At 61.7% G+C, this 26694-nt stretch carries 25 protein-coding genes; 5 read left to right on the top strand and 20 right to left on the bottom strand.

The window, feature by feature from the left end:
• Positions 1-6: 6 nt before the first annotated feature.
• The 8 genes from H586_RS0112650 to H586_RS0112615 all read right to left on the bottom strand — a co-directional run bounded on the left by H586_RS0112650 (position 7) and on the right by H586_RS0112615 (position 11660).
• A complete protein-coding gene (locus H586_RS0112650) occupies positions 7-2415 on the bottom strand; it encodes a DNA adenine methylase (protein ID WP_027182226.1) in 2409 nt (802 codons plus the stop codon).
• Positions 2416-2518: 103 nt separating this feature from the next.
• Entirely contained in the window at positions 2519-2872 is a 354-nt protein-coding gene (locus H586_RS0112645; protein WP_027182225.1) for a hypothetical protein, read from the bottom strand.
• Positions 2869-3381, bottom strand: a complete 513-nt coding sequence (locus tag H586_RS0112640; RefSeq protein ID WP_027182224.1) for a hypothetical protein — start codon at positions 3379-3381, stop codon at positions 2869-2871. The genes H586_RS0112645 and H586_RS0112640 overlap by 4 nt, the downstream gene beginning before the upstream one ends.
• Positions 3378-7967 (bottom strand): minor capsid protein, encoded by a 4590-nt coding sequence (locus H586_RS0112635; protein WP_027182223.1) that lies wholly within the window; start codon positions 7965-7967, stop codon positions 3378-3380. The genes H586_RS0112640 and H586_RS0112635 overlap by 4 nt, the downstream gene beginning before the upstream one ends.
• A complete protein-coding gene (locus H586_RS0112630) occupies positions 7967-9475 on the bottom strand; it encodes a phage portal protein family protein (RefSeq protein WP_027182222.1) in 1509 nt (502 codons plus the stop codon). The genes H586_RS0112635 and H586_RS0112630 overlap by 1 nt, the downstream gene beginning before the upstream one ends.
• A 114-nt stretch (positions 9476-9589) precedes the next feature.
• The gene (locus H586_RS0112625) at positions 9590-11113 is read right to left on the bottom strand and encodes a terminase large subunit domain-containing protein (protein ID WP_027182221.1); all 1524 of its coding nucleotides are present in this window, start codon (positions 11111-11113) and stop codon (positions 9590-9592) included.
• The gene (locus H586_RS0112620) at positions 11113-11391 is read right to left on the bottom strand and encodes a hypothetical protein (protein WP_011367831.1); all 279 of its coding nucleotides are present in this window, start codon (positions 11389-11391) and stop codon (positions 11113-11115) included. Before H586_RS0112620 ends, H586_RS0112625 begins: the two co-directional genes overlap by 1 nt.
• Positions 11388-11660, bottom strand: a complete 273-nt coding sequence (locus H586_RS0112615; protein WP_011367832.1) for a hypothetical protein — start codon at positions 11658-11660, stop codon at positions 11388-11390. Before H586_RS0112615 ends, H586_RS0112620 begins: the two co-directional genes overlap by 4 nt.
• 139 nt (positions 11661-11799) lie before the next feature.
• On the opposite strand from H586_RS0112615, the gene H586_RS0112610 reads away from it, so the two are divergent.
• Genes H586_RS0112610 through H586_RS0112600 form a run of 3 tightly spaced genes read left to right on the top strand, consistent with a single transcriptional unit; the run spans position 11800 to position 13297 of the window.
• Positions 11800-11994, top strand: coding sequence for a hypothetical protein (locus H586_RS0112610; RefSeq protein ID WP_011366959.1), 195 nt, complete (start codon positions 11800-11802; stop codon positions 11992-11994).
• 33 nt (positions 11995-12027) lie between these two features.
• Positions 12028-12402, top strand: a complete 375-nt coding sequence (locus tag H586_RS0112605) for a hypothetical protein (RefSeq protein WP_027182220.1) — start codon at positions 12028-12030, stop codon at positions 12400-12402.
• Complete coding sequence (locus tag H586_RS0112600) at positions 12383-13297, top strand: tyrosine-type recombinase/integrase (protein WP_027182219.1); 915 nt, start codon at positions 12383-12385, stop codon at positions 13295-13297. The genes H586_RS0112605 and H586_RS0112600 overlap by 20 nt, the downstream gene beginning before the upstream one ends.
• Positions 13298-13897: 600 nt before the next feature.
• Here the strand turns inward: H586_RS0112600 and H586_RS0112590 are convergent.
• The 3 genes from H586_RS0112590 to H586_RS0112580 form a co-directional block, all read right to left on the bottom strand.
• On the bottom strand, positions 13898-14398 hold the full coding sequence (locus H586_RS0112590; protein ID WP_027182218.1) for a hypothetical protein: 501 nt from the start codon (positions 14396-14398) through the stop codon (positions 13898-13900).
• 91 nt (positions 14399-14489) lie between these two features.
• Complete coding sequence (locus H586_RS0112585) at positions 14490-14768, bottom strand: hypothetical protein (protein WP_027182217.1); 279 nt, start codon at positions 14766-14768, stop codon at positions 14490-14492.
• 3 nt (positions 14769-14771) lie between these two features.
• Entirely contained in the window at positions 14772-15542 is a 771-nt protein-coding gene (locus tag H586_RS0112580; RefSeq protein WP_027182216.1) for a hypothetical protein, read from the bottom strand.
• A gap of 648 nt (positions 15543-16190) precedes the next feature.
• Between H586_RS0112580 and H586_RS0112575 the strand changes: the two genes are divergently transcribed.
• Positions 16191-16466 carry a type II toxin-antitoxin system Phd/YefM family antitoxin gene (locus H586_RS0112575; protein ID WP_020886703.1) on the top strand — a complete coding sequence of 92 codons (276 nt, stop codon included), beginning with the start codon at positions 16191-16193 and terminating at the stop codon, positions 16464-16466.
• On the top strand, positions 16466-16792 hold the full coding sequence (locus tag H586_RS0112570) for a type II toxin-antitoxin system RelE/ParE family toxin (RefSeq protein WP_027182215.1): 327 nt from the start codon (positions 16466-16468) through the stop codon (positions 16790-16792). Before H586_RS0112575 ends, H586_RS0112570 begins: the two co-directional genes overlap by 1 nt.
• A gap of 1 nt (position 16793) precedes the next feature.
• Here the strand turns inward: H586_RS0112570 and H586_RS0112565 are convergent, their stop codons facing one another.
• The 9 genes from H586_RS0112565 to H586_RS0112525 all read right to left on the bottom strand — a co-directional run bounded on the left by H586_RS0112565 (position 16794) and on the right by H586_RS0112525 (position 26627).
• The gene (locus tag H586_RS0112565) at positions 16794-20123 is read right to left on the bottom strand and encodes a CHC2 zinc finger domain-containing protein (RefSeq protein WP_027182214.1); all 3330 of its coding nucleotides are present in this window, start codon (positions 20121-20123) and stop codon (positions 16794-16796) included.
• Entirely contained in the window at positions 20120-22348 is a 2229-nt protein-coding gene (recD2, locus tag H586_RS0112560; RefSeq protein ID WP_027182213.1) for an SF1B family DNA helicase RecD2, read from the bottom strand. The genes H586_RS0112565 and recD2 overlap by 4 nt, the downstream gene beginning before the upstream one ends.
• A complete protein-coding gene (locus H586_RS0112555; protein WP_027182212.1) occupies positions 22300-22782 on the bottom strand; it encodes an ERCC4 domain-containing protein in 483 nt (160 codons plus the stop codon). The genes recD2 and H586_RS0112555 overlap by 49 nt, the downstream gene beginning before the upstream one ends.
• On the bottom strand, positions 22782-23255 hold the full coding sequence (locus H586_RS0112550) for a DUF669 domain-containing protein (RefSeq protein WP_027182211.1): 474 nt from the start codon (positions 23253-23255) through the stop codon (positions 22782-22784). Before H586_RS0112550 ends, H586_RS0112555 begins: the two co-directional genes overlap by 1 nt.
• A gap of 12 nt (positions 23256-23267) precedes the next feature.
• Entirely contained in the window at positions 23268-24038 is a 771-nt protein-coding gene (locus tag H586_RS0112545; protein ID WP_013219084.1) for an ATP-binding protein, read from the bottom strand.
• Positions 24039-24064: 26 nt separating this feature from the next.
• Positions 24065-25081 (bottom strand): PD-(D/E)XK nuclease family protein, encoded by a 1017-nt coding sequence (locus H586_RS0112540; RefSeq protein ID WP_027182210.1) that lies wholly within the window; start codon positions 25079-25081, stop codon positions 24065-24067.
• Complete coding sequence (locus tag H586_RS0112535; protein WP_027182209.1) at positions 25078-25416, bottom strand: hypothetical protein; 339 nt, start codon at positions 25414-25416, stop codon at positions 25078-25080. Before H586_RS0112535 ends, H586_RS0112540 begins: the two co-directional genes overlap by 4 nt.
• A gap of 104 nt (positions 25417-25520) precedes the next feature.
• Complete coding sequence (locus H586_RS0112530) at positions 25521-26105, bottom strand: sigma-70 family RNA polymerase sigma factor (protein WP_027182208.1); 585 nt, start codon at positions 26103-26105, stop codon at positions 25521-25523.
• A 195-nt stretch (positions 26106-26300) separates the two neighbouring features.
• Entirely contained in the window at positions 26301-26627 is a 327-nt protein-coding gene (locus H586_RS0112525) for a hypothetical protein (protein WP_011367849.1), read from the bottom strand.
• Between the last annotated feature and the right edge of the window lie 67 nt (positions 26628-26694).

Below are 26694 nucleotides of genomic sequence, written 5' to 3'. Positions count from 1 at the left end.
TCCTCCTTATGCGTTGATTTCCGAGTGTTCGGGAGAGTCCTCGCCGACACGGTTGCGGTAAGCGGCCATGAACCCGTCGCGCAGGCGGTCCTCGAGCGATACCTTGCGGTCGTCCACATCGTGGGGCCGGACACCGGCGTCGCTGCGCAGCGGGGTTTCCGTCGATGCCTTGGCGGCGGGCTTGCCGCCCTGGTCGCTGTCGGTGGGTTTCTCTTCCTTGTCCTTGTCCGCTTTGGCCGATTTGGGCAGGCGTTCGTAAGCGGCCTCGGTGGCGGCGAAGGCTTCGTCGGACAGTTCGGCCAGGCGTTTCAGTTCGGCTTCCCGGTCCTCCTCGGAAGCGAAAGAGAGTCCCTGCTTTTCCAGCCGGGTGAGCAGCTTCTTGGCCCGGGAGCGGCAGGCGACCGCCTTTTGTTCGGCTTCCAGTTCCTGGACTCGTTTCTGCAGCTCGGCCACCTGGGCTTTGAGCTGCCGGTTTTCCTTTTCCAGGTCGGAAACGCGGGCAGGATCGCCTTCCTGCTGGGCCGGTTTCTTCTTGGCCGCGTCAGATTCAGTCTTGGCGGCCTGGTCATCGGTGGGTTTGGTTTTGTCTTCCATCATGGAATCTCCTTCGGGTTGGGATTGGTCGGGCTGGCTCTGAAGGGACGCCACCTGCAGAATCCTGGCGTTCTCGTCCGCGCCTTTGCGGTCGAGCAGTCCCAGTCCGGTGAAAGTGACGCCGTGCAGAATCTCGAAAACGGGTTGGCCGTTGAAATCACGGCCCTTGAATTTGCGCAGGTGTGTGCAGTAGTCGGCCTTGTTCTGGAAGCGCTTGTGGCAGACCGAACATTCGCCTTCCTGGTAGTCGCACTCCATGGAGACTTGGGAGATGATCCCGCGCTTCATCAGCTTGTAGGCCAGCCGGGCGGCCGGGGTGTCGTGGACGTACAGCTCGCCGACGCATTCCACGCGGCCGCCGTTGTCGTCCTCCAGGTAGTCGGCGGCGACGATGCCACCGACGATGTCGTTGAACTCCTGCGAATGCTGCAGATCGACCTTCTTGTTCACGGCCGTCATGTGCCGACCGGACAACTCCTCAGCGGTGAAGTGGTCGCCGTTCTTGTTGGTCCCGGTGCGGCAGAGCACGAAGCTGAACTGAGGGTCGCCCGCCGAGCCGACATCCATGGCCTCGGTCGCGAGGCGTTCGCCTTCACCCAGCCGGATGTCCACGGGAATGCTGGTGTGAAAGTTCGCTGCGGCGGCCATCGGAACGGGTTTCTCCTCCCGCTCGGCGCTGGCCTTGGCCCCGGGAGCGCAGACGAACAGACGCTCCTTGGCATTGGAAGCCTCGCCGTGCTTGGAGGTGATGGCGTAGTGGTGATCCTTGGACTTCATCCGGCTCTGTTTGCCGAAGGAGCCGATGATCCGCTTCATCTCCTGCTCGTTGGGATAGGCGTGATCGCGGTAGGAGATCAGCCAGTTCGGGATGTGTTTGGCGTTGCCGAGAAAGGTCTGGAAGAACTCGCTGGCGTTGGCCTTGGTGACGGTCTTGTGGTCGGTCTCGTAATACTTGACCTTGGTGTCTGCTTTGATTTCGAGCCCTTCCCAATAGGTCATGAGCCCCTCCACGAAGTGGTAGGCCCGCTCGTAGTTGGTGGTCGAAAACTCGGTGGCGTAAGGCGGGTCGAAGTAGGCCAGATCCGCCTTGGCTTTCGGCAGCAGGTCGTTGATGTCCTGCCGGTGCGCCTTGTTCTCCTTGTCGTTGTCGAAGACCAGGGCGTTGATGCGCTGCAGGTTCTTGCGCAGACGATCCTTGAACTCGTCGGGGGTGTCCTGGCGGCGGCCATAATCGGTGGACGACGAGAAGTGGCCGAAGCCGCCCTTGCCGCTCATGCAGGTTTTGCCGAGGCCGAACAGGGCGATGTCTTTCTTGAAGCCGGAGAGCTTGTCGCAGTTGGCGCGGATGGTGTCGATCAGCGCATGGACGCCCTTGGCGAAGAAAATGCCCTTGAAGTTGTCCTGGACGAAGCTGCCCGCCTTGGCGTTGTCGGCCAGAAGCGCTTCGATCTCGTCCTCGCTCAGGCGAACCGAGTTGTTCTCGATGATCGCCTTGGCGGCATGGTGGCAGTAGCGGAGCCGGTCGTTGGCGATGACCTGCAGGCCCTTGGTCTTGTACATGTAGGCCACGACCGCAGATCCCGAAAAGGCGTCCAGCACCGTGCCAGTGCCTTCCGGGGTATGCTTCCAGATCCAGTCGACGAGCTTCTGCTTACTGCCGATGTAGTTGGTGATGTACTTGGGGCGTTTCTCGGGAGGGAGCTCTTCAGGAGCGGACTGTTCGGCGGCCTCGGTCCCGAGCGTGTCGGGATCGAGAGTCAGCGCCGCATCGGCCTCCAGTAGAAACGCCAGCCTTTCCAGGTCTGTGGCGAACAGTTCCATCAACGTCTCCGGTCAGTTTGCTGTGCTCTCCGCGACCTGCGGGGAGCATTCAGCGGTTACTTACCGGAAGCGTCGGCGATGTGTCGGAGGGTGACGGCGAATTTCAGCGGACGGGGTTCAGCCGGCCCAGAACGGCCTTGCCGCAGGCGTCGAGGGAGGGGTCTTCGTCGCTCTCGGTGATCTCGGAAAAGACCCCGTCATAGGGGGAGCGGGACAGCCGGTGATATTCGAGAAAATTCGCCGGAAGCGAGGTGGCCTCGGCCTCGACCAGACGGTTGACCACCCAGGCGGCCTCGTCCTTGCGGTCGGCAAGCCCGTTCGGCCCCCGGTCGAGGTAGTACATCTCCACATCCAGACCGGGACCCGGCCCCTGAACCCAGACGCCCACGGGCACGTATTCCGGGACGGTGGCTTGCCGGTCGGCCATTATCGAGTCGATCATATAGCGCAGTTTCATGACCAGTCCTCCGCGATCCGGAGATGCTCGGCTAGAAGCTGGGCGTCGATCCGGTGGAATCTTTCGGCGTTTTTCTGACGGTAGGCGATCCAGCGTTGCCAGTCCGCCGCGAGCTCGGGCTCCGAGACCGGCTCGATCATTTCGACATGGTGAATGCGGCCCAGATCGTCGGTCAGCTCGACAATCAGCCAGCCTTCGACCTCCTTGCCGTCATGTTCGGCCATCAGGGTATCTTCGACCCGGACATCGACCACTTTGATGGTGTGGGCGTGCTGAAAACCCTCGTCATAACCGAGTGCCTTCCACAACAGCCAGAAATCGGTGCGCAGATGGTTGCCAGCGGTGTCGAAATGGGGTGCGATCCGGGTGACGGTGAAGCTGTCCACCAGGGTATCCAGGAAGAGATCCCCGGATTCTTTGACGGTCATGCGGCTGCCCCGGTCGTTGAACCAGTGCAGCGCTTCCTGCAGCCGCCGTTTCTCTTGTTCGATAAAGTCCTTCATGGTCATTGTTTGCGTTTGCTCCAGCTTTGAGGAGTATGGACGATGTCCTCCACCTTGCGCCCGTCGGGTAGTTTCTTGATGCCGCGCCGGGTGAAACTCTGGATGATCTCCCGGCGTTCGTTGTCGCTTCTGGCGACGATGAATTCGATGTTGTCCAGCAGCGTCACCGAGTATTTGAAGATGGTCTCGTTACCATGGCGCTGCGAGAACCGCTTCCAGTCGTCGATGCTGGCCCCCCGGTTGCGCTGCACGTAGTCATCAATCACCTTGCCGTAGGCGTCATGGTCATAACTGATAGCGTCCATGCGCCGCAGCATCTGTTTCTTGAAATAGAGGGCCGGTGAGGCGTCGCTGGCCGGTTGCTTCTTGATCCGGGTGAAGAAATAGCTCGCGCCGCCGGTCTGCATGTCAGCCACCGGGGACATTCCGCCCGGAGCCACGCCCATGCGCATCTTCTCGACCGTGCTGACCATGGCTCCGTTGTTCTCCATGATCAAGTCGATGAAGCCGGACATACTCTCGCCGTTGGTCAGATCATGGACCAGCGAATAGCCCTTCATCTGTTTTTCCAGGTCCTCCTCGGTGATGTCGAACCGGAACTGGTGCCGGTATCCGCCCTTGGCGTCTCGGTCCAGAAAGCCCGCCTGGTATTCGCCCAGCGGGTTGTACCCGGAAAGCTGGGTGATGTCCTGGACGCCCAGCTCCTTTTGCCAATAGCCGCGCAGGGCCTGTACCCGCTCGGTGGTGGTGGCGTTGCGGTCATCAAGGGATTTCTGCAGTCGTTTGAAGTCGGCGCTTTTGTCGGTCTTGCGGATGTAGGCGAGCTTTTCGAGATACATCTGCTCCGCGTTTTCCGCCGTGGCCACCCGGGTGTCGATGCCGAGCTGTTCGAGCTTTTCCAGCATCGCTTCGACCCGTCCGGGGGTGGCATCGCCATCCAGGATCATTTCCAGCTCTCCGCGCTGGGCATAAAGGTTGGTGTCCGACCAGGGGCGATAGCGGACCCGGGTGCCGTCCTCGAAGGTGACGGTGTACTGGTGCCCGTCCTGCATGCAGGAGTTGTGATTGAACAGCGTCCGGTTGTCGATGTCGTCGGCCTCGACGGTGATGGTGCCGGAACCGATCCTGCGCTTGGTGTGGGTCACCTTGCCGCGTTCCACCTTGAACGGCGGTTTCTCCTTGGGTTTCTGCGCGTCGAGCTTGGGCAGATACTGCTCAAAAACGCCGTTGGTGGCCCGGTCCCAGTCGACGGACTCTTCGATCTCCTTGACCCATTTCAGATAGTGGTCCGCCATCTCCTTGACCTTGGGGTCGGCGCTCTTCTGCAGGGTTTCCAGTTTCTTGCGCAGGCGCAGGGCCTTGTCGATCTTGGTCCGATTGTACTTGCCATCGCCCACGTGGAAATTGACGTTTTTGACGGCGTCCAGAATCGTCGGAAAGAAGCTGTCTTCGACCAGCGGTTGTCCCTTTTCCCCGGCCGCCGTCTGCACATACCTGCGCAGCACCTCGTCGATTCGGCGGTCCGTGTCCGGCCGGATCTTCATCTTGACCACGGTGCGCTTCTTCCCCTTGAAGCTCTCGGTGAAGATCAGCGCGTTCTGGTCCTCCACGTCGCCGCTGTCGAAGGGCAGCGTCTTGCCCTGCCAGCCGAGTTTGCGGGCCTCCTCGACCAGGGCTTCCTCGGCGGAGGAGAGCAGCTTTTTCTTGCCGGTGGCGGTACTCAGCTTGCCGAAACGGAAGCCCCGATCCCCCAGCACATCGGCGTAATAAGCCTCGAAGTCCCGTCGAAGATTGTGCTTTCGTTCCAGGGCCAGATCGTAGAAATGCCTCAGCCCGGCCGGGTCCTTGGCGAACCGGCCCTCGGCGTAGGGGCGCAGCAGATCGAGATAATCCTCGTCGGCGATCTTTTCGACTTCCTGGATGTAGCGAAGGGTCGCGTTCGGATCGACCCGTACCTTCCCTTCCTTGGCCGCCCGGAAGACCTTGTTGTAAAACGGCTCTTCCTCGCCGCAGACGCCGTTGGGGTGATAGTCGAGCGAGAGCTTGTCCTGGCCCAGAAACTTGAATGCCTGGCCTTTGTCGATTCCGTAGACGCGACCGTCCCGGGAACGGATAAACTGCTTGGAATGTCCGTCGTGATTGGCGATCAGCCAGTCGACCACATGCTCGCGCTGGATCTGCTCCAGTTCGATGGTGGTCAGGTCCTGGGGCAGGATGTTGCGAAAATCGAAGTCGTCCCGCAGATCGGTGCGCCATTTCTGGATGGAGCCGGTGCGACCGTTCAATTGGATGGTGCGCACCTCGATGGAATGATGGTCGATCAGGCGACCGATCTTGTAGGCGGCTTCCTCTCCGAAGGCGATGAACTCATCGTCCTTGCGGCCAATGGGCTTGAACAGCCATTTGTCGCCGTGCTCGTCGGTCCAGAACTCCTTTTCGTGTGCGCCGCCGACAACGGCCTTGCCGGTTTTCTTGAACTTCGAAGGCAGACTCTTCTGCTGCCACGCGGTGTCAACGGTGGCGAACTCCGCACCTTTCTTGCCGATCTTGGCCTCGGTCGGCTTGACCGGGCTCGGCTGCGGAGCCGATTTCGGCGGCTCTTTCTTCGGCGTGGCGGGCTTGGCAGGAGCGGTTTTCTTCTTGCCGCCATGCTTTTCGGCCCAGGCGGCGTGCTTGGCGTCGATGCTGGCCTGAACCGCCTTGATTTTCGCCGGGTCGGTCTCGGTGAAGAGCGTGGTCAGCTCGTCTTTGTTGGCCCACTGCCAATACTGGACCTTGGTCTCCTTGGCGAGCGTCTTGAGCTCCGCCGATTTCAGCTTGCCGACCTGATCCTGGAAGAGCTGTTTCTTGAGGGCGATTTCCTTGCTGTGGGCCGCGAGCAGCTCCTGGGGCAGATCGGTGCCGCCGGAAACCGCCTGTTCCGCCTTGGCAATCGCGTCGAGGAAATCCTTGTAGCCGGTCGGCGTGTCGGGAACGACCACGGCCTTGGCGGCGTCCTCGAGGGCCGTTTTCTGTTTCAGGAGAAGCTTCTGCTTGGCCTCGTCGACCGCCTTTTTCTTGACCGACTCGGCCATGTCGGCACCGGCCTTCTTCTGCAGCGCCTCGACAAGCTGCTGCTTGTTCTTGAGGATGCCGATGCCGTGTTTCTGTTTGGCCGCCGCGAGTTCCTTGCCCATCAGGCCGCTGTGATCCACGCCGGGCTCCAGCTTGTCCAGCAGCTCGATGGTCTCCTGCTTGGTCATGTTGAGGGAGATGCCGTTCTCCTTCGCCATCTCCTTGAGCTGCTGGGCGGTCATGCCCTCCAGCCCCTCGGCGGGCGGGATCTTCGCCATCTGGGCTGCGAGCAGCTTGGCCTGTTTGAGTTCCGCCTGTTTCAGTCCGAGCAGCTCGACCAGTTCTTCCTTGGTCCGCAGCAGGCCGATCTTGTGTTCCTTGAGCTTGGCGCTGAGCGCCGCTCCGGCCAGGTCACCGTGATCGATCCCTGGTTCGGCCAGGTCGAGCAGCTTGAGGAAATCGGCCTTGGTCCGGGCGATGGCCACGCCGTTCTGTTTAGCCAGAGTCTGGAGCTGTTTAACCGTCAGGGAACCGAGGTCGGCAATGTCGCCGTTTTCAAAGGCGCTCTTGAGCTTGGCGTTCTCCTTGGCCTGGGCGTCGGCCATGCCTTCCAGCACGTGGGGCGGGAGAATGCAGGCGTCTCCCTGCGATGCCTGGGCGGCGGCCTTGGTTGCCATCTCGCTACCGCAGACGGTCATCGGCCAGGCCACGATGTTGGTGCAGCGGCAGTGCGGATGCGCGGGTTGCTGGGGGAACTTGTCGATGGGAAAGGTCTTGCCGTCCAGGCCGCCGCAGACCGGGCACATGCGCTCGTCCTCCATGGCCAGCCATTCCAGCTTCTGGATGCCGACCCGCTCGTGGAACTTGAGCCTGCCCATATTGTGGGCGCGGAGGACCTCGGTGCGGGCGATCATCTCCATGCGGTACTGGGCCTTGCTGAACACCCGGCTTCCGGCCTGGCGAAAGGAGTCCTTGTCGATGATCACCTTGCCCATGTCCCGGACGATGTCGTCGGCTCCCTTGCCCGTGGCGACACCGTTCAGGATGGTGCGCTTGATGCCGTCTGCGAGTTCGCGGTGGACGTCACCGGCGAGCGTGAGGTTGTACTGCGCCATGAAGTCGAGGGCATTGGTGTCGACGATGGTGAACACCTTGGTGGCCAGCTTGTCGATGCCTTCGGGCTTGAGGTCGGCGTAGAACGGCAGCGCGGCGTCGGCGAGTTCGCCGATACCCTGCTGGATGCCGAGTTTGAAGGAGTCCTTGGTCGTCTTGCGAAAGACCAGGGTCTGCTCCCGCTTGAGCCGCTTCATGCTGTCGTCGAGTTCGAGCTGGAGCTTTTCCAGCCCCTTGAGGGCGGCGAGCTTGTTGTCCGGTAGGGAACCGAGGGAGCGGTACTGGAGGATGGCGCGGGCGACCTCGTCTTCGGCCTGTTTCAGCGCCTGGGTGAGATGGGCCGTGACCTGGTCGTTGTAGCGGTTGCGGGCCGTCAGGCTTTTCAGGGTGGCCGCCTGGATGCGTTGCTTCAGGTCCGACGGCATCAGCGGGGCTCCCGGCGGTCGATGAAACGACAGGCCGGGGCGTCGAAGGTGCGCTCGCTGTTGTGGACCCGGCAGTGGTTGGTGTCAGCAATGAAGTGGCTGCACTCGTCGCACACGGCAGCAATGCCGGTGGACTCCAGGTCGCCCGACCAGACCAATGCCGCCTCCGCCGTGGGTTCATCGTCCTCGGCCGGAATCCCGAGCATCTTCCGGGCGCGAGGCACGCTAAGGATGCCGGAGACGACCATATCCACCACCGGCTTCACCTGCTTTTCGTCCATCAGGTCGATCTGCTTACGTTCGGTCTCGCGGTTGGCAGCCTCGATGTCCGGGTCCAGGTCCATCTTGAGCTGAAGGCTGGAGCGGCTGATGAGCTTGCGGTCGTAGAGTTCGATGAGGAGCTTCTTGAAATCGACAGCGTCGCTGGGGTCGAGGTCGTTGAAGATGAACTGGATGCTTTTGTCGCCGTGGCCGTTCAGCTCCATCCAGTCGTCGAACACCCAGTCGAGGAGCTTGCGTGCGGCCTGTTTGATCTCGCGGATCATGACCATCATCTTCTGCATGCTCACCGAGGCGGTGGCGAAATTCGGTCCGTCGCCGGTCACCAGCGAGCGTGACAGCCCCAGGGCCACCACGATGTCTTCCTTCACCTCCTTGACCTTGTCCTCGACGTTGAGGACCTGACCGTCGGTGCCGTGGGTTTCGACGTTGACGTAGAACGGGACCACCAGGCCGCTTTTCATGTCCATCTTGTTGACCATGTCGCGAACCTGTTCGAGCATCCGCTGGTCCGGCATCACCATCTTCTGGCCGAACGCGCCGCCCACCTTGAGCAGGCGAAAGGGCGTGGCCCAGCGCTTGGCGATAGCCTGTTCGGCCCGGCGGTAGTCGCGCAGCAGTTCGATGGCTTGAAAGGCGGGAAGCACGAGGGAGTTACCCCGGGGCGAGAAGGCCGGAGCATCCCATTTGAGGTGGACCACCTGTTCGACGGGCAGCGGGATGGATTCCCCGCCGCCGGGGGTGTCCTCGGGAAATTGCCGGGCCTCGATCAGCTCGCCCTGGGCGTATTTGACTTTGACCGAAACCGGGTTGACGCAGACCAGTTCCTCGATGTCCTGGCCAGACTTGGTGAAGCGCTTGAAGCCGATGGCGTCGCCTTTCACCAGGAGCTGAAGAACCATGTCCTTGATGAATTGCGTGATGTTCAACCGCCAGGCGGCCTCCAGTGCCTGGTCCTTGAGGGTCTCGTCATCGCTGGTGATTTTGATCTCGTCGCCCACGGCGAAGGTGCGCCAGGAGTTGACGCAATTCTTCACCAGCGGCTCCTCGACGTAGTATTCCCAGGCCTTACGGGCGCGTTCTTCCCAGGTGGCCGGAATTGCTTCTGCGGCGTTGACCTTGCTGAAAGCGGCCGAGTCGAGCGCGGCCGCTGCGGCCAGCGGCGCGATGACAAAGCCGGTGGTGTCCAGGCTTTCGGGTTGTTCGTCCTGATGAGCGGTGCTTTCCACGTGATCCTCTCGGTAGTTTCGGCCATGACAGCCACACATCCGGCCCGTGTGGGCCGAACCCGGTTCGATGCCGGTTACTTACCGGAGCGGGGTGGAAAGCGTCGGAGGATGCGATCAGATGAAGACCGGATTGGTGAGGACCGGCTTGAGCGAGACCACCTCATCGCCGACCGGGTCGAGGTTGCCTTCCTCCCGGATCAGCATGGCGCAGCGCACCGCGTCGATGATGTGGTCGTTGCCCTTGGAATAGATGATCTTGCCGTCCCGCAGGGTGTAGGTGTGGGTGGTGAATTGGTCTTCCACCTCCAGGTCGTCCGAGGGGAAAATGACCTGCTTACGCTGTAGGGCTCCGTTGATGAGGCTGGTCATCAGCTCCTTGGTTCGCTTCTTGATTTCCTTTCCGTCCCGCACCGCCAGCCGGGTCATGCCGCCGAAGTCGTATCCCTTGAGCCTGCCTTCCAGCTCCAGCCCTTTGTACTTGTCCAGGGTGAGCAGCTCCTGAACCACCGCCAGACCGTTTCCGCCGTTGTCCACGCCGATGCCCGCCGGGGTGTAGTAACGCTCCAGCAGCGCGATGATCTGGGCGATGTGCGGATAGGAAACGTGTTCAAGATGTACGCGCAGGATCATCTTCAGCAGCGTCCGCTCGCCGATCTCCAACTCCTGGAATACGACGATCTCGGTGGGATCGTTGGTGTAGCCCAGGTCGCCGCCGACCCAGAACTGACCGCTGCGGGGCGTGAGGTTGAGCAGCATCTCCAGCCGGTCATGGGCCGCTTCCTCGGTGTCGCAGTCGCGCAGCTCAGAATCGGTGATGACGATCTTCTGGTACTCCAGCAGTTCCTGCCGACAGAGGTTGAACTGCTCGACATTGAAGGCCCCATAGGAAGGCTTACCGTGTTCACCGGCCACCTCGTGCTGCCAACCGGAGCTGTCACGGCCGCCGTAGAACTCCAGCAATTCGGCCTCGCGATCCTCGGTCCACAGGGGATTGAGCCAGGACGGCCAGCGGAACACATGGAACTGATCCGACGAGGTGAGCCGGTAATAGGTGGTGTCGCGCAGGCCGTTGGGCGTTGAGTAGATGCGTAGCGTCCCCCCGGCCTTGAGGCACTGGCGCAGCGCCTTCCAGGCCCGTTCGGTCAGCCAGGCTCCTTCATCGACCCAGACGCGGCCCACGTGCAGGGACCGGAAGGCGTCGCCATAAGCCCCGGCCGGGCGGAAATAGAGCACCGAACCGTTGGTGAACTCCAGCCGGAAGTAGGGTTTGCGGTGGATCTTGGGCTTGCCGTACTTGGTCAGGGCGATGCTGTTCATCAGATCCGGGTTGCTGTCGAGCTGGAACTCGATCTCCTCGATGATGGTGTCGAGGTGCCCCTGGTGCGGAGCCGCGATGAGGCCCTGGCCGCCCCGGGTGGTGAAGGCGTAATGGAGCGCGTCGGTCGAGAGCACGATGGACTTTCCCACGTCCCGGCCGTCGAGGTGGATGATGTTCTTGGCCGGGCAGCGCAGGTCCTCCACCTGGTGCGGCCAGTAGTCGCGGCCTGAGCCATCCCGGTTGTAGAGGTAGGCTTGCCCCCACAACACGGGATCGCTCAGGGTCGCCGCGAGTTTGCGCTCCTTGTCGGTTACCGCCATCAGTGCATTCCCGTCCTCAAGGCGCTGCCGAGGATGGTGCCCACCAGTTCCGTCAGGATCTGCTGCACGGCCAGGGTGTTCTTCCGGTCGTGGACAGCTTCCTGAATGTCGATGATGGCCTGGTCCAACTCCGCCCAGGCCAGGTACTGCTGCTGGGCCGCTTCCAGACGGCCGAGGGCGTTCTCGATCCGTCCCGCCGCCAGCTCGGTGCCGATTTCAACCAGGGCCTCACCGGCCTGGCGAACGGCATCGCTGTTTTCCTGAAGGATCTCTTTCATTGGCCTGCCTCCTGGTTCGCGCCGTTGGCCCACTGGTCAAGGGCGTCCACGGCGGTCTGCAGGCGCAGACCGACTCCGGTCAGGCGCTCGGCGTCCGGGTGGCCGACCTCGCGCAGCGCCTTGTTGGCCTCGGTCACGTACTCGGGCGTGTGGCGGTTGACGGTGGCCACCGCCGACTGGATCTGGGCCGGAGGCCGGTAGGTGGCGCAGCCGGTCATGATCCCGGCCAGCGCCAGTGGGATGGTCCATTCGAGGGTCTTCTTCAACATGTTGATCTCCTTTGGGTTATGGGTTTGGGGCACATGCAGAAAGATCTCTGCAAACACTTGATTTCCAACGAAATAGAAGCGTCATTGGATGTGACGCGGGATGGTCCCGCATCCACGAAAACGGAACCGGAGGCAGGCCATGACCTACGACAGAAACCGCCAGCAGGCACTCAAGGCGTACCGAGAAAAGCAGGAGAATATCGCCCGGCTGATCGAGGGCATTCGCGGCAAGCTCGAAGCAGACGCGAAGCAGCCGGACATCACCTGGGCGAGCGTCGGCTCCCTCGGTCACGTCGAGGAACTGCTGCGGGAGCTGGACGAGTTCCTGTCCTGAACACACCGGGCCACTGACAAAGGAGACATCGACATGACCGAATGCACCGTGCATCAAGCCGCCGAGGCTTTCATCGGCCACCTGCGGGAATCCGGAAAGAAAGAGCGGACCCTCTACACCTACCGGAAGGACCTCGACGTGGTTGAGGCCTTCTTCGGCGCGGATCGCCAACTCGCCGAGATCCGGCTTCCCCAGGTCGGAAAGTTCTACAAGTCCGACCTGCTGCTCAAACTCCCCGACGGCAAGGAGCGGGCCGAGCGCACCATTGCCAAGACCGTCCGGGTGTTCCGCATGATGATGGTCTGGGCCAGGGAGTCGGGGCGCATCGAGGAGCTGCCTCTGCCCAAGAGCACACCCATGGGCCACAGCCGGGTGAAGGAGTCCAGCGATGAGCAACCGAACGGCTGACCTCGACCTGACGGGCGCGGCAGAGGCGTTCTGTGCCCGCCTGTCGGCCGAAGGACGCTCCCCGGCGACCATATCCGCATACCGCCGGGACATCGCCCTGGTGGCCCGCGTGGCCGGGGAGCTGACCCCGGGCATCGTCTGCCGGGAGGTTACGGCCGGGCTCCTCGACCAGGTGTTCTCCGCCGGGGCGGTCATCGAGAGTGAGCGAGGCCAACGCTCGGCGGCTTCGCTCCATCGGATGAAGGCTGCGGTGCGGGCCTTTTTCGCCTGGGCCGCCGAGGCGGGCGTGGTCGATGACAATCCGGCCCGGTCCATTCGCATGCATCGGCTGCCGAGAAAGCTGCCGGTGTTCCTGACCGCCGCCGAAAAGAAACGTCTGCTCAAGGAGCTCAAGGGACGGCCCGACTTCTCCGCGCTGCGCGACCGCGCCATGATCGAGGTGCTGCTGGGCACCGGGATCAGGCTTGGTGAGCTGGCCGCGCTCGACATGGATGACATCGACCTCGACGCCAAACATCTGCGGGTCCGGGCCAAGGGGAATGTGCCGCAGGTAAAGTTCATCAAGACCGACCTCCGCACATTGCTTCGCCGTTACCTGACCGAGCGACGTCGACATGGCCGCCCGGAAATGGAAGCCCTGTTCCTGTCGAACCGGGACGGCAGACTCTGCCAGCGGCAGATTGCCAACCGGCTCGCCCATTGGCTGCGGAAAGCCGGGATCGAAAAGGATCTGACGCCGCACGGGCTGCGGCACACCTTCGCCACCCACCTCTACGGCGCGACCAACGACCTGCTCGTGGTGCAGCGGGCATTGGGGCATCGCGACGTGTCCACCACCCAGATCTACACCCACCTCGTGGACGGCCAGCTCGAGGAAGCCCTCGAACGCCTCTGATCCTTCCTGACCCGACGATGGGAGCGGCCTCGGCTGCTCCTGTTTTCGTTGGGCGAGACAGTGTCGAAGACAGTGAATGACAGTGCCCGCAGAAGAACACATCCGCCGATGATGAATGATCATGACGATAGGTCTCAGCCTCCCGGGCGGAGCGGGAAATATCGATTGACCGGAATTTCTCCTTCGCTGTCTGTCGGCCGCACATGCCAATAACTGCTTGGCTTATGCGCTCCGGGCGCGGAACACACATGGCAATATCTGCTTGGCTTATGCGGTGGCTGCTGGCGAAGGAATGGCTGTTTGCGGGGCTTGGCCGGTTCTGCCTGGGGCTCGACATGCCCATATTTACTTGGGTTGTGTGAGAGAGCCCCGGCGTGAACATGCCAATATCTACTTGGGTTATGCGGCTCGGCTTATGCGCACACATGCCAAGCGGATATCGAGAGCTGCAGGAAGAAATCGAGGAGTGGGAATGATGATCGGCCGCCGGAGAATGCCGATACCGAAAGTGCAAGGAACACGTCTTATCCGCAATTCCTGGTGAAGCTGTCTGCCGCAAGTCGCCGTGTGCCGGGGTCATCGGAAAAGCCCTCCATGGTGTTATCCGAAATTCTTTCCGCGTTTCTTGCGGCTGGAGGTCTTCTCGGCCGTGGTGTTGGCGGCCTCGGCCACCTTCTCGAGCAGCGCCGCCGCCCATTCCGCCGGAGAGGTCTGCGGGCCTTTCGGCTCCTCACCCTCGCGGGCGATCTTGGTGGTCTTGAGGTCCTTCATGTGGCAGCGGATCATCCGGTCGAGTTTTTCGGCGGCGTCCGTGTTCCCCTCGATCTGGGCGCGGACCAGCTTCACCGAGTAGACGCCCACCAGCTCCACCTGTAGGAAGTCGCTGGACTTGTTGAACTCGAAATCCTGGTTGAGGCGGTCGATGATGGCGTCGAACATGACCTTCTCTTCCGGGGTCAGGCAGCGGTCGGCAAAGATGCCGTGACGCAGCCGGTTCTGGTTGCCTTCAGGCGCACCAGGGCCGCGCCGGGGCGGTTCTGTCTTGCCCTCGTTGCGGTGCCAGCGGTCCATTGTCTCTTTGTCAGGTTTGCTCAAAGTCACGTCGATTTCCTGCCAATGTTTGTTCTTTTATGCCGGGATGCCGGGCGGGAGGCCGATTTGGCCTCCAAACGCGCTCCCGCCGGTTCAGGGGTTACTTACCGGAAGCGGCGCTCAACTGTCGGTCCCGGTCCTGTTTTCGTTCGGCGGCGATGATCTGGTTGACACGGCGGGTGGTCACTCCGGCGAGGTTGGAGATCTCCTGGCTGCTGATCCCCTGCAGATGAAGGGCAAGCACCAGGTCGCGGCGTTCCTGGTAAAACCGGCTCGGTGCCGGGACCCAGAGAATTCCGGTGTAGTGCTTCTGGATCTGCTCGAAGAGTTCCTCGGGCAGGACATCCTTGGCGTTGGCGTAGCGTTTCTTTTTCTTCACGGCTCAATCCTCCACTTTCTTCATCCACGGCTGCGGCACGTCCGGGTTGTAGAACCGCAGCGTGCTGTGACGCCCGGACTTCGGCCCGTGGACAATTTCGATAAAACGCTCGGTGACCTCGCCAATCTCCTGATCGCCATCGACGAAACAGACCAGGCCGTAGTCCTCGCCGCAGGGAAACCGGAACCGGCCCTGGTTCTGATAGAGGCGTGCCTCGGACCAACCCTTGGCCATGGCCTCCTCACGGATGGTGTCGACCTTGGCGACAGCCTGGGAAGTCACCGGCTGCCTATGGCGTCCGGCTGCGTGTTGAGGGTAAATCCAGACCTTTCTGGGAACTTCGACGGGTTTCTTCTGGGGTTCGGGACGAAGCGCGGGTGGCCGGTAGTTCTTCGGGGAAAAGGACTGCAGTACATCCTGGAGGCTTTCCTTGCCGAACTCCCGGATGGCCAGCTCCTGCAGGGCGTTGAATCGCTGCCGCAGCGTATTCCAGGCATCCTCGGGGAGCTTTCCGGCCTTGTGCGCGGCTTGGGCCGTGACCATGCGGGAACGTAGCCAGACAAAGTATTCAGGCGACAGACGGCGACACAGCGTGCCGTTGATCTCCCTGTCTTCAGGCCAGTCGCGGGCGTCCTCGACCTCGTGGACGTCGAGCCCGGTGGAGACATAGATGGCGGGCTGCGGTGGTTGCGGTGGTAATGATGGGGTTTCACCTCCGGCCGAGGCTTCCTGCCCACCGACGGTGTGCTTGATCATGGTTTTCAGAAGGCTCATGGCTTCACGCTCCAGAAATACGGGTTAATTGCTTTTCCCGTTACTTACCGGAACCCAAAGCCAGATGACGGCGGACCGATGCCTTCGCTTGTAATCGTTTTTTGAGCGAGAGGCCGTTTTGTAACTGTTTTTTGAGGTCTCTAAACGTTTTTCGAGAAACCGGCAGGTTCTGCGGTGGATATATGCGGTGGCTGCGGTGGTCGTGCGGTGGAAGATTTTCTCGTCCCACCGCAGGGGGTGGTGCGTTGTTTGTTTATTGTTTTTCGATAGTTATGAGGAAAGAAAAGAGAGAGTGCGGTGGTTGCGGTGGTATTTGGGGAATGCCTCTCACGCTGGGCCGAAATTTATCTGGCGGGGAACGCCGGATCGGTGGGTCGAAAAAATATTTCACCCCATAGGGGGTGAGACCTCTGGATTTACCACCGCAACCACCGCAAAGGCCATGAACGCCTTGTCTGGCAAGGGTTTGGCGTGCGGTGGTCATCCACCGCAAGAGACAGCGGTGTTCACCGCACCACCGCAAAAGAAAAGGACGCCCGAGAGCGTCCTGGATGATTTTTCAAGCCACCACGATGGCGACTCGGAGCGTTTCAGATTGACAGTTGACCCGTTTTTGGACTATATTTGGTCATGCAAAGGAGGATGGATATGAAGCTATCGAGTCAGATCAAACCGATCAGTTACCTGAAGGCCCATGCCGCAGAAATCGTGCGCAACATGTCGGGGCAAGGTGAACCCCTGGTCATCACCCAGAATGGCGAAGCCAAGGTCGTGATGCAGGACATCGAAAGCTATGAGCAAACCCAGGAGACCATGGCCCTTCTGAAGATCCTCGCGCTCGGCTCGCGCCAGATCGAGGAAGGCAAGGTCCAGCCCGCCGGTGATGTCATTCAGCGGCTTCGCGACCGGAGCAAGAGTCGCTGATGGCCTTTCAGATATTTCTGACCGACGATGCGTCACGGGATTTGGAGGAGCTGTACGACTACATTGCATCCCACGACGCGCCGGGAAAAGCGGATTACGTTCTCGATCAAATAGAGAAGGCCTTTTCGAGCCTCTCCGAGAACCCGGAGCGAGGAGCCTATCCGAAGGAACTGCTGGCCGTCGGGCTTCGCGAGTACCGAGAGATATTTTTCAAACCCTACCGCATCATCTATCGAGTCATGGCCGAAAATGTTTATGTCATGGTGATTGCCGACGGCCGCCGTGATATGCAGACCTTGCTGCAACGTCGTCTATTACAGGCATAACTCACCAGTTCTCCTTCATTTCCCCCCTGTTTGCGCTGATCCAATACTCGAAGTTCTTGGTGTGGGCGTTGCGCTGCCGGTCGATGTCGAACCCGGCGTCCCGGATGATGTCCAGGTCGTTGCTGATGCGCCGACCGAGCTGGGCGGGCTTCTTGTATTCGAATTCGAGGTTGAATTCCCGGCCGACCCTGCGCAGAGCCGCGAGCAGCCTTCCCGCAGACACCGGTTCCATGGTGTTCTCGTTCTCGAACCTCACCTGGTAGCGTTCGATGAACCCCACCACATGGTTTGCCCGGTCGTCCTCGCCGTAGCGGGCCTTCTCGTCCAGCTCCACCGCGTTCCGATAAGCGTGGAAGAGCGACGCCAGCGCCGTGGCGATGGGGTTCGACTCCCGGGCCATCTCCTGGCTGGTGTCGTTGATGGAATGGATCTGCTCGATGAACAGCGGGCTCAGATCCTCGAGTCCGGTGGTCACCTCGTGATCCTCGGACCCGGCCAGCATCATCAGGTACATCAGGCTCAGATAGTCGTTGCAACGGCGCTTGCCATGGGTCGGCATGGTTCGGTGCAGCAGGCGCATGACCTGTTTCTGGGCTCCGTCCCGGATCATCGCCAGCACATGGCTGGTCCGCTTCATGATGGCCGAGATGATCAGATCCCGGTTCTGCTGGATGGCCGAGATGACCTCCGATTCCAGAAAGCAGTCGCTGGCCTGGTTGGCGAGGTCGAAGTTGATGACGAAGGACCTCGACAGGATCTCCGAAAGTTCCCCGCACAGCGGCTCGATGCCGGTGGTGTTCAGCAGGCATTTGGTCCGCTCGGTGATGGTCTCGCTGTCGGTGCCGCTCTTGCGTTTCTCCTTGGCGATGCCGGTGATGCTGGTCAGCATGAAGGTGGTCAGATCCTCGGTCATCTGCTTGACCTCGATGTTGTCGAGGACGATGAGTGGGTTCTGCGAGCCATCGGTGTAGTTCGCCGCGTCGGTGGCCTTCTTGTGCTGGGGCTCGCCGTAAAGCAATGTCGACGTGATCTTGCTGGCGGTAGTCTTGCCCGATCCGGCCGAGCCCTCGAAGCGGGTCATGGGCCGCGTCCCGGCGAAGTCGATCAGCAGGAAACAGGAGAGCCAGGAAAGGATGAGAAAGCGATCCCCCTGCGGGCAGGTCATGTTGCCTACGAGCAGATCGACCAGGAGCCGGTCCGCCTCTTCGAGGTCGGCGTCGGGCAGGAATTTTAGCGGCTTCATCTTGCGCGAGCCGTCCAGGATGATGCCGTCCTCGTTGCCGCCGTTCTTCATGATCTGAATTTCGTCCGGGGTGATCTTGGCGATCTCGTGCTCCGGATTGTTCAGGTTGAAATAGACGGTGTAGGAAGCCACATCCGTGTGCAGCCAGGAAAAATGGTCGCGCACCTGCCCACGGATCATGGCCAGGCTTGGCAACACCTCGAAAAATGTCCGTCCGCCGCCCGTGGTCGGCACCATGCCCGTGTGCTTATAGAGCATGGCCGCGTAATGGCGCTTGCGGCCCCGGTCCGGCGAATCCATCCAGTAGATGGCGTTGTCGAAATACATGAACGGCTCGCCCTGCAGTGTGTGAAAGAACTGGGCACCGTTGGCGTTGAACCAGTCGTAGGCAGCCTCGGCGGCCAAGGTGTAGTCGGGAGCGCCGTTCTCTAGTTCCGTGTCGATTAGCACCTCGTCGACCCGGGCGCGGCATGATCCGGGCATCGCGCCGGACATCCGCTTGGCCTTTTTCTTTTCGTTGCGGAACTCGACCTTTCGGTCCTTCTGGATGGCGCGGATTTGTTCCTTCAGGGTGGCCATGGAGACGCCACCGCCGATGCGCTCCTGCACCAGCTTCAGCAGGCGGGCCTGTTCCAGCGGCGACTGCTCGGAAATCTCCCCCAGGATCGGTTCGAGCAGGCGGTTGCGTTCCTCTTCCTCAGCGCCCTCGGGCAGCGAGCGCACGCCGAACTCGATGGGCGTGCTGGCCTCGGCGAGCAGGCGTTCGAAATCCTCCCGGGTATGCCCGGCGGCAATGTAATCGTTGACGTCGATCTTTGCGGTGGCGAGAAGCGCCTCGGCCGCCTGGGTTTCCTCGGCGGGCCGTCCAGCCAGCAGCTTGGCCAGCTCCTTCGGCCCCACGCTCGCCGTCAGGCCGAAGCGTTCGGTCAGCTCCTGCCGGGCTGAGATCTGTGTCTCCGACAAGGGCAGCGTCACCAGGCGTGTGTCGATCTTGTGTTCGGCCAGGGTGCGGGCGGTTTGCAGTGCCCCCTTGAGACCGGCTTGGGAGAGTTCGTTGTCCTGACAGATGTAGACGGTTTCGACGCCGCGCAACTTGGGGATCAGGCGCTCCCAATCGGCGGCCCGGATGCGGACGGTGACCGGCGATACGGTGGGCAGGCCCAGTTGCATCAGCGCCAGGCAATCGGTCACCCCCTCGGTGATGATCACCTTGCCGGGCCGGGCCAGCAGACAGTCCTCGTTGAACAGCAGCGCGTTGTTGATGAAGTCGGCGACGTAGGGCCGCTGGTGTTCGTCGTGAACCGGCAGTTTCTTGTATTTCCCTTGCTCCCAGCCCACGTCCGGGGTCCACGGCGTCTTGCGGCCGATCATGAACACCACCCGGCCACGGCTCCAGTAGGGAAAGACGATCCGGCGCTCGAAAAATGGCGTCAGGCCGTCCTGGCTGGTGGGACGGAAAGCGCCGGTGGCGGCGAGCTCCCGCTTGGAGAAACCGTCCTCACCCCCGGTCAGTTGGACGACCGCGCCGGATGCGTTGTCCGCGTAGCCGATCAGGAGATCGTCGATGGTCTCCTCGCTCAGGGCGTATTTGGATTTCAGCCAGTCGATGACCTCCGGCGACTCCTTGAGCTTGGCGTGGTAAAGCCTGGCCAGCGCGGTCAACGCGTCCTTGACCCGCAACTCGAAGGCGCGGTCCGCCTCCGTCTGGGCGAGACGCTCCTGGCTGAGACCATAGCGCGACAGCGGCGGCAAACCCGCCTTCTTGGCGAGATAGTCCCGGGCCTGGCGGTGGCTGTCCGGCATCGGACCGGATTGCCCGGCGGTGACCGAGCCCGTCTGAATGAACTCCACGAGCTGCAGCACGTCACCGCCGACTCCGCAGCCGAAGCAGTACCAGCCCTGCTTGTCGAGCATCACGTGCAGCGACAGGCGCGACTGGCTCTGATGGTTGGGGCAGTCGCACATCAAGCGCTGGCCGGTCTCCTGGGTGATCCGTCCCGGCAGGAGTTCCCGGGCCACGTCACCGATGTCCATCTCGGTGACGAGCCGGTAATACTCCCTGACGTTATCCGTTCCGCCCATACTCATTCGGCCTCCGCGACACGGGCGAAGTCGCCTTCCGCATGCTGGGCGGCGTCCAGGAACAGGGGCAGGAAGGTCCGGCGGTCATCCACCTGGCAACGCTTGGCGCAGTTCTGGATGCCCCAATGGTCGCCCAGGACAATGGCGGTGCGCCGGGCGCGGGTCACCCCGGTGTAGAGCAGATTGCGGTGGTGCATGAAGGAATGTGCCTTGTGGACCACCACCACGGCGCAGGGGAACTCGGAACCCTGGGTTTTGTGAATGGTGAGCGCATAGGCGAGCTGCAGGTCCTGAAGGTCGGGCGACCCTTTCTCCAGCTCCACCGGCATGCCGTCGAAATCGATGACCAGAGTGCCGTTCGCGAGGACATCGACCACATAGCCGATGGCACCGTTCATCACGTTCAGGTCGTAGTTGTTCCGGGTCTGGATGACCTTGTCGTGCTTGAGAAACGGAGCGCGGCGACCCATGGCGACCGGCGGCACCTCGGTGTTCCAGAGCTTGCGCTGGATGAGCCGCTGCAGTTCCTCGTTCAATTCCTTGGTTCCGAGCGGACCCTTGTGGGTCGGCGTCAGCACCTGCACGTCCTTGATGATGTCGAACCCCAGGGCGTCGAGCCGCTCCTGAAACAGCTCCAGCAGGAACGAGCGTGCCGCCATCGGATCTGTGAACTGATCCACCAGATACCAATCCCGGCATCCGGATACCGACGCCTCGCTGGTCTTGCGCACCTCGCCCTTGAGAACGGCGGTGCAGTTCTCCTTGAGGACGCCCGCCTGGCGCACGACCTTGTCGAGGATGACCGTGGGGATGGCGCGTGTCTGGATCAGATCGCGCAGGATGTTTCCGGGTCCCACCGGCGGAAGCTGGTTGTGGTCCCCGACCAGCAGCACCGTGGTCCGCGACAGATCGACCGCCTCGAACAGGTGCCAGGCCAGCGGCACGTCCACCATCGAAAATTCGTCGACCACCAGGACGTCGGCATCGATGGGATTTTCCTTGCTGCGCGAGAAACCCTTTCCGTCATAGCCGAGCAGACGGTGGATAGTGGTGCCGCTACGGCCGCTGACTTCCTCCAGGCGCTTGGCGGCCTTGCCGGTCGGCGCGGCGAGCACGACCTCCAGGTCGCTCTCCTCGCAGATAGTGTTGATGACCGAAATGGTGTAGCTCTTGCCCGAACCGGCTCCACCCGAAATCAGGCTGATGCTGTGGTGGAGGGCCGAGCGCACCGCTTCGAGCTGCTTCTCGTTCAGCGTTGATGCGCAGCGCCGAATCAGGGCATCGAGTTTCTTGACGGACTGGAAATGCGGGTTGGGTGTTTCGGCCTGGCCGAACAACGAGGCCAGCTCCCGCTCCATGCGGACGATCTCCGGCAGAGCGACCACGAAACGTCCGCCGTGGGAATCGCAGGAAAGCGCCTGTTCTTCGATGAGCGCGTCGAGGGCGCTCTCGATACGGACCCGGCTGTCCAAGGCATCCATGACCAGCAGCAGGTTGGCCTGATCCACCAGATCCTCGTATTCGATCCAGCAGTGACCATTGTCCAGGGCTTCACGGACGCAGAAATTCAACCCAGCGCGGATACGAGGGGTGTGGTCCTTGGGGGTGCCCAGCTTGCGGGCGATCTTGTCGACCTTCTTGAAGCCGAATCCCCGGATCTCCCGAATGAGGATGTACGGGTCTTCCTTCAGGATATCGAGGCAGTTGCCGCCGAGTCTCTCGACCAGAGTGGTGACCTGATGATGGGTCAGTCCGAATGCCGACAACCAGGCCATGACGGCGTTGACGCTGCGGTTCTTCAACCATTCGTCGCGCAGCCGCCGGGCAGCATCCAAGGGCAGCCGGGCTTTGAGCGCGATGCGCTCGGGGTCGTTCAGAAGGGTTTCTTCAAAGGCGTCGCCGAAACTCTCGACGATCAATCTGGCCTTGGCCGGACCAATGCCCTTGATCTCCGGATGGTTAGCCAAATAATGGATCAGCCCCTCCGGATCGAGTTCGAGGTCGTGCTCCATCCCGTCGACCTTGAACTGACGGCCGTATTTGGGATGGGTGGCCCACGACCCGAGCAGGACCACAGGCTGATTTTCCCGGGCGAACAAATTGCCCGCGAACTGGACTTCCTCACCGGTCGGGGTGAGCAGTCGGCCTGCGGAGAACTTGGGTCCGGCATAGTAAACGCGCTCTATTCTTCCCCGGAGTCGCGCCGGGTTACTCTCATTTCTTTTTGGCATCTCGCGATCCTCCGGTGAAAACGTGTCAGGTACTCCTCGACAAAACGGCAGGCGGCCTGCCGGTCCGAGCAGAAGTAGACGGGGACACCGAAGTCGACGACGATGGAGGCGACCGTTCCGATCAGCGCATGCGGGTGGGCATCGCTGCGGTAGCGGCCATCGACCAGATCGCGAAAGTTGCATTCGACAACCACGCAGGCGGATTCGTAGGCGGATAGCTTTTCCAGCTCGCGGTGGAACCGCTTTCGCCCCCGGATGACGGTGGAGACGAAATCCGTCAGGGATTTGCGCTCCACCGCCACCCGTTCCTCGAGGCCGACCAGTGAGTAATCACCGGCGGGCAGCGCCTTGCGAACCGCCGAAATTTTGTCGCTATCGAAGCTGTAGGGCTCCTGTTCGCGGGTGTCGACGACAACGGTGATCCGGTCCATCATCAGAACGGGATCATGTCGTCCATCGCCGCGCCGGGAGCCCCGGCATCGTCGGCCATGACAATGCGACGGTTGAAGTAGATGTTCTCGTTTTCACCGCGAGTGCGCTTGGTCACCTCCAGCTTGATATTGAGAAGCTGCTCGAGGTGGCCCGGCAGGTCGGAGAGCTTCTGAAGCTGCAGCCCGCAGGTGTAGAGGTCCTGCTTGAGCCACTTGATGTTCTCGTTGCTGGCCATGACGTTGTTGCGCCAGAGCAGACGGCCCTTGTGGGTCGGCGCGAGAATGCGCAGGGTCCACTTGAGCATGGGATTGCCCGAGGTCTGGGCGCGGGTCAGTTCGACCCGGTCGACGTTGACCTGGTATTTGCCGTCGGGGACGGCCTCGAACTCACGCTCCTCGACTTCGGCGCTTTCGAAGGCGTCGTCGAACTGCGCCAGGTCGAGGTTGCTGCTGGATTGGTTTTCGTAGTGTTCCATGGTCGGATCTCCTTACTGTTGGGGTTTCGCCGCCGCACTCGCGGTCGGCTCCGGCTTCGGCCGGGCGGCACTCGCCGCAGCTCCGGCTGCCGTGTTGTTGAACGCTTTCACGAAGCTCGAAAAATCGAGGGGGATGACTTCGGGGAGTCGGCCGGTGCGGTCACCGGCGTCGTAGTTGGGACTGGGCTTGGTGCGCATCACGCGCTGCCAGACCGGCTTGCCGTCCTCGCCGGTTTTCATGTCCAGGTCGCAAAACAGGATCAGATCCACCAGACCGGTGACCAGCTTCCGCGCCTTTTCCGGCAGCGTCGGCACGATGCGGGTGTGTTTGCCGGTCCGGGTCTCGATGTCCCGCTCCTGGGAGTGGGAAATAAGGATCAGCCCGTAGGGCAGGAAGGCGAGCTTGTTGATGACGCGCTGGAACTCGTTGTTGATCAGCGCGTAGCCCTTGCCGTAGCCCAGGTCGGATTCGTGCTCGATCTTGAATTTCTTGCAGACGTAGTCCGAGCACATCTTGTAGGCGTTATCCACCGTGTCGACGACGATGGTCTTGAACTCGTGCTTGCCCTCGGCGATCTCCGCGCAGGCCTGCAGAAGATCGTCCCAGCAGGTGATCGGGGTCTGGAACACCTCCAGGGCGTTCAGGCCCGGCTCGGTCGCCAGGAACAGTGCGTCATCGGCCTTGGAGCACCAGGTGCTCTTGCCGATCTTGCTCGGGCCGTACACCAGGGCGGTGAGGTCCGAGAGTGTGTGTTTGGGTTTGCTTTTGGTCTTGGGAAGCATGGCTTCGTCTCCTTATGGTTGGGATTTCAAAACACCGGAGCGGCGTCTTCACCGGCTCCGTCCCGCAGCTCTTCGTGCGGGGCGATCCGTTGGAAATGGTTTTCGATGACGTTGGGGTTGCCGCCCGAGCGGCAGAGCTGGAAGTAGGCGCAGGGCCTTCCGTACTGGAAGCAGTAGCTGGTGTTGCGGTAGAAGGTGTCGCGCCGACGGGCGTCGAGCATGGCCTTGGAGAGTTCCCACAGCTCCGCCCGCAGTTCCTCGAACTGGTCGCGGGAGATGTAGAGCACCTCGCGGTGGAACATGCCCGTCTCGAGGTACTTCTCCTGGAGCCGTTGCTGGAAGGTGTCGTCGTCCTCGGGCAGCTTGCGCTTGGCGCTGCTCTTGCCGGTTTTCGACTTGGCGATCAGCTCCGCCCGGCGGGCCTCGAATTCGGCTTCGGTCTCACCCTTTCCCTGGCGCAACTTGGCCTTGACCAGGACGTTGTAGATGATGCCGCTGACCGTGATGCCGAGGGTCTGCTCCAGGTACCAGGCGTAGAGGATGATCTGGAAATCGGTCCACAGCCGCTCCAGGTAGCTGGCGTCGATCTGCGAGGCGGTTTTGTGTTCCAGCAGGAAATACTGGCCATCCTGACGGACGATGCCGTCCACCTTCCCGGCGAGAATGAAACTGCGTGAGGTCGCCCCGGTCGCTGGGTTGACGATGGGACCTTCGAAGGTTTTCTCGAGCGCGACGACCTCGAACGCTTCGGCCGGGTAGTGTTCCGCATAGGCGCTCATCATGGCCCGGGCGAGATGCCAGTCGGCCTGTTGATGGTCGTCCTGCGCCCGGTTTGGATAGGTCCGGTCGATGTGGTCGAGGACCTTGGCCAGATCCCGCTCGCCGTGCCAGCACTCCAGGCAGTCGTGGATGACCGAGCCGAAGGCCAGATTGGGGTCGCGTTCGAGCGGCACCAGCTCGTCGATGTAGCGCCACTTGCAGGCCATGCGGCAGTTGCGGAACATCCGCCACATGGAATAGGTGGTGGTCATCAGCTCGCTCATACCGCCACCCCCGCTGCTGCAGCGGCGGGCGCTGCGCGATGCTTTGAGGCACAGGCGCAACCTGACGGCTGGGTACGTTCGATCAGGACCGAACGTTCGCCGTACTCCTTGGTGGCGAAGCCGGTGAAGATGCGGGCGAGGTCGCTGCCGACATCGGTGGAGGCGTCGATCACGCAGGTGCGTCGGGCCTTGTCCAAATTGAACCGGCTCTCCATCCGCACACGGGAACGGCCATGCAGGCTTTCGACGGCCAGCATCGCCAGCATGAAAGTGTCTTCCAGTTCCTGGGCCGGGACCGACTCGTCAAAACGGTACTTGTAGGTGTCGTGAGTCATGGTTGAACTCCTCTTTTGTTCAGGTTCTGATTTCCGAGGCCCCGGATAGCCGCACCATGCGGCACGGTGCTTACTTACCGGAGCCAGAGCTGATGCGTCGGAGATCACAGGTAGTCCGTCAGGCCAGCCTCGCGGAACGCGTCCCGCAGCTTGCTCAGCCGGTCGTAGAGGGTGGTTCTGGGAATGCCCATCTCCCGGGCGACCTCGGCCATGGTGCTGTCGTGCAGGCGCACGCACAGATCCCGGAGCTCTTCCGGCAGCGAGGCGATGGCCTGGTCGAGATCCATGCGGATCTCATGGGCGAGGCGCTCTCTTGTTTCGCGGGTGCCGCCCCCCAGAGAACCTTCGCTGTCCAGGAAGTCGATCCGTTCGGTGGTGTCGCCTTCGCCGTTGTCGAGGGGTTCGTTGAGTGATGTTTGGCAGAGCCGCCAGTCCCGGCATTGGGCGAACCGGGCCTCCAAAATGGTGGAGATGTGACGTTCGACGATCCGGGCCATGAAGGTGGTCTTCTTGGCCTTGGCGGGATTGAAATGCCGCATCCGCTGCAGCAGATCGATCATCAGTTCCTGTTCGAGGTCGGGTCTGTCGTCCTCGGTGAATCCGGCCTTGCCTACGAGTTGACGTGCTTTGTGCCGAATGAGGTCGGCGGCATACTTGTCGATGCCGTCGTAAGAATTCTGTGAAACCATCGGGGCCTCCTCGGAGCGAGGAGGAGGTCCGCGTGGGTGTCGGCACGGGCCAGATCACAGGACAAAGCTGTCGCGTGGGCGAAGGGGTCGCAGGTACGCCGCCAATTGCCGTATTCGGCTCGGCGACACCCACAACAGCCTCCGCCATGCGTCCAGCTTGTTGTCCAGTGTCTAAGGGTTCAGGTCGTTACGTGTTCAGGCTGCCCGTTCCTCGATGCGCATCAGGAACGGGAGACCGTGCTTGATCTCGAGCAGGCAGACTTTTCCACTGCCCATCTGCGCGAGGTGCTCCAGCAGCGCCACGACCTCTTGCTTGAGGATGAAGTCATCCTGGTCGCGCTCGGGCCGGGGACCGCTTTGTCCGCCCAGCTTGATCTCGCGCTCGATGACCGTGTCAGGGGTGAGTTCCGGCTCGCCGTCGCGGACCGGAATGTTGGTGATGCGGCCGAAGTTGATGTCCTGCATCAACTCGATGAGTCGCCGCTTCGGTGGGGTGAGGTGTGCTTTGCTTGTCTGGTTCATGCCGAACCTCCTTCATTTCTGGACCGACCGGGAGACAGGTCCGGCATGAATTTCCCGGGTGGCGGTC

Origin of the sequence: Oleidesulfovibrio alaskensis DSM 16109 (assembly GCF_000482745.1) — a bacterium.
GTDB lineage: Bacteria > Desulfobacterota > Desulfovibrionia > Desulfovibrionales > Desulfovibrionaceae > Oleidesulfovibrio > Oleidesulfovibrio alaskensis.
The sequence above is the reverse complement of the archived record's forward strand: the minus strand, read 5'-3'. Positions and strand labels throughout refer to the sequence as shown.

Coding starts and splice junctions, on each gene's coding strand:
- H586_RS0112650 (WP_027182226.1), bottom strand. CDS start 2,415: ATGGAACTGTTCGCCACAGACCTGGAAAGGCTGGCGTTTCTACTGGAG.
- H586_RS0112645 (WP_027182225.1), bottom strand. CDS start 2,872: ATGAAACTGCGCTATATGATCGACTCGATAATGGCCGACCGGCAAGCC.
- H586_RS0112640 (WP_027182224.1), bottom strand. CDS start 3,381: ATGACCATGAAGGACTTTATCGAACAAGAGAAACGGCGGCTGCAGGAA.
- H586_RS0112635 (WP_027182223.1), bottom strand. CDS start 7,967: ATGCCGTCGGACCTGAAGCAACGCATCCAGGCGGCCACCCTGAAAAGC.
- H586_RS0112625 (WP_027182221.1), bottom strand. CDS start 11,113: ATGGCGGTAACCGACAAGGAGCGCAAACTCGCGGCGACCCTGAGCGAT.
- H586_RS0112620 (WP_011367831.1), bottom strand. CDS start 11,391: ATGAAAGAGATCCTTCAGGAAAACAGCGATGCCGTTCGCCAGGCCGGT.
- H586_RS0112615 (WP_011367832.1), bottom strand. CDS start 11,660: ATGTTGAAGAAGACCCTCGAATGGACCATCCCACTGGCGCTGGCCGGG.
- H586_RS0112610 (WP_011366959.1), top strand. CDS start 11,800: ATGACCTACGACAGAAACCGCCAGCAGGCACTCAAGGCGTACCGAGAA.
- H586_RS0112605 (WP_027182220.1), top strand. CDS start 12,028: ATGACCGAATGCACCGTGCATCAAGCCGCCGAGGCTTTCATCGGCCAC.
- H586_RS0112600 (WP_027182219.1), top strand. CDS start 12,383: ATGAGCAACCGAACGGCTGACCTCGACCTGACGGGCGCGGCAGAGGCG.
- H586_RS0112580 (WP_027182216.1), bottom strand. CDS start 15,542: ATGAGCCTTCTGAAAACCATGATCAAGCACACCGTCGGTGGGCAGGAA.
- H586_RS0112575 (WP_020886703.1), top strand. CDS start 16,191: ATGAAGCTATCGAGTCAGATCAAACCGATCAGTTACCTGAAGGCCCAT.
- H586_RS0112570 (WP_027182215.1), top strand. CDS start 16,466: ATGGCCTTTCAGATATTTCTGACCGACGATGCGTCACGGGATTTGGAG.
- H586_RS0112565 (WP_027182214.1), bottom strand. CDS start 20,123: ATGAGTATGGGCGGAACGGATAACGTCAGGGAGTATTACCGGCTCGTC.
- recD2 (WP_027182213.1), bottom strand. CDS start 22,348: ATGCCAAAAAGAAATGAGAGTAACCCGGCGCGACTCCGGGGAAGAATA.
- H586_RS0112555 (WP_027182212.1), bottom strand. CDS start 22,782: ATGATGGACCGGATCACCGTTGTCGTCGACACCCGCGAACAGGAGCCC.
- H586_RS0112550 (WP_027182211.1), bottom strand. CDS start 23,255: ATGGAACACTACGAAAACCAATCCAGCAGCAACCTCGACCTGGCGCAG.
- H586_RS0112545 (WP_013219084.1), bottom strand. CDS start 24,038: ATGCTTCCCAAGACCAAAAGCAAACCCAAACACACACTCTCGGACCTC.
- H586_RS0112540 (WP_027182210.1), bottom strand. CDS start 25,081: ATGAGCGAGCTGATGACCACCACCTATTCCATGTGGCGGATGTTCCGC.
- H586_RS0112535 (WP_027182209.1), bottom strand. CDS start 25,416: ATGACTCACGACACCTACAAGTACCGTTTTGACGAGTCGGTCCCGGCC.
- H586_RS0112530 (WP_027182208.1), bottom strand. CDS start 26,105: ATGGTTTCACAGAATTCTTACGACGGCATCGACAAGTATGCCGCCGAC.
- H586_RS0112525 (WP_011367849.1), bottom strand. CDS start 26,627: ATGAACCAGACAAGCAAAGCACACCTCACCCCACCGAAGCGGCGACTC.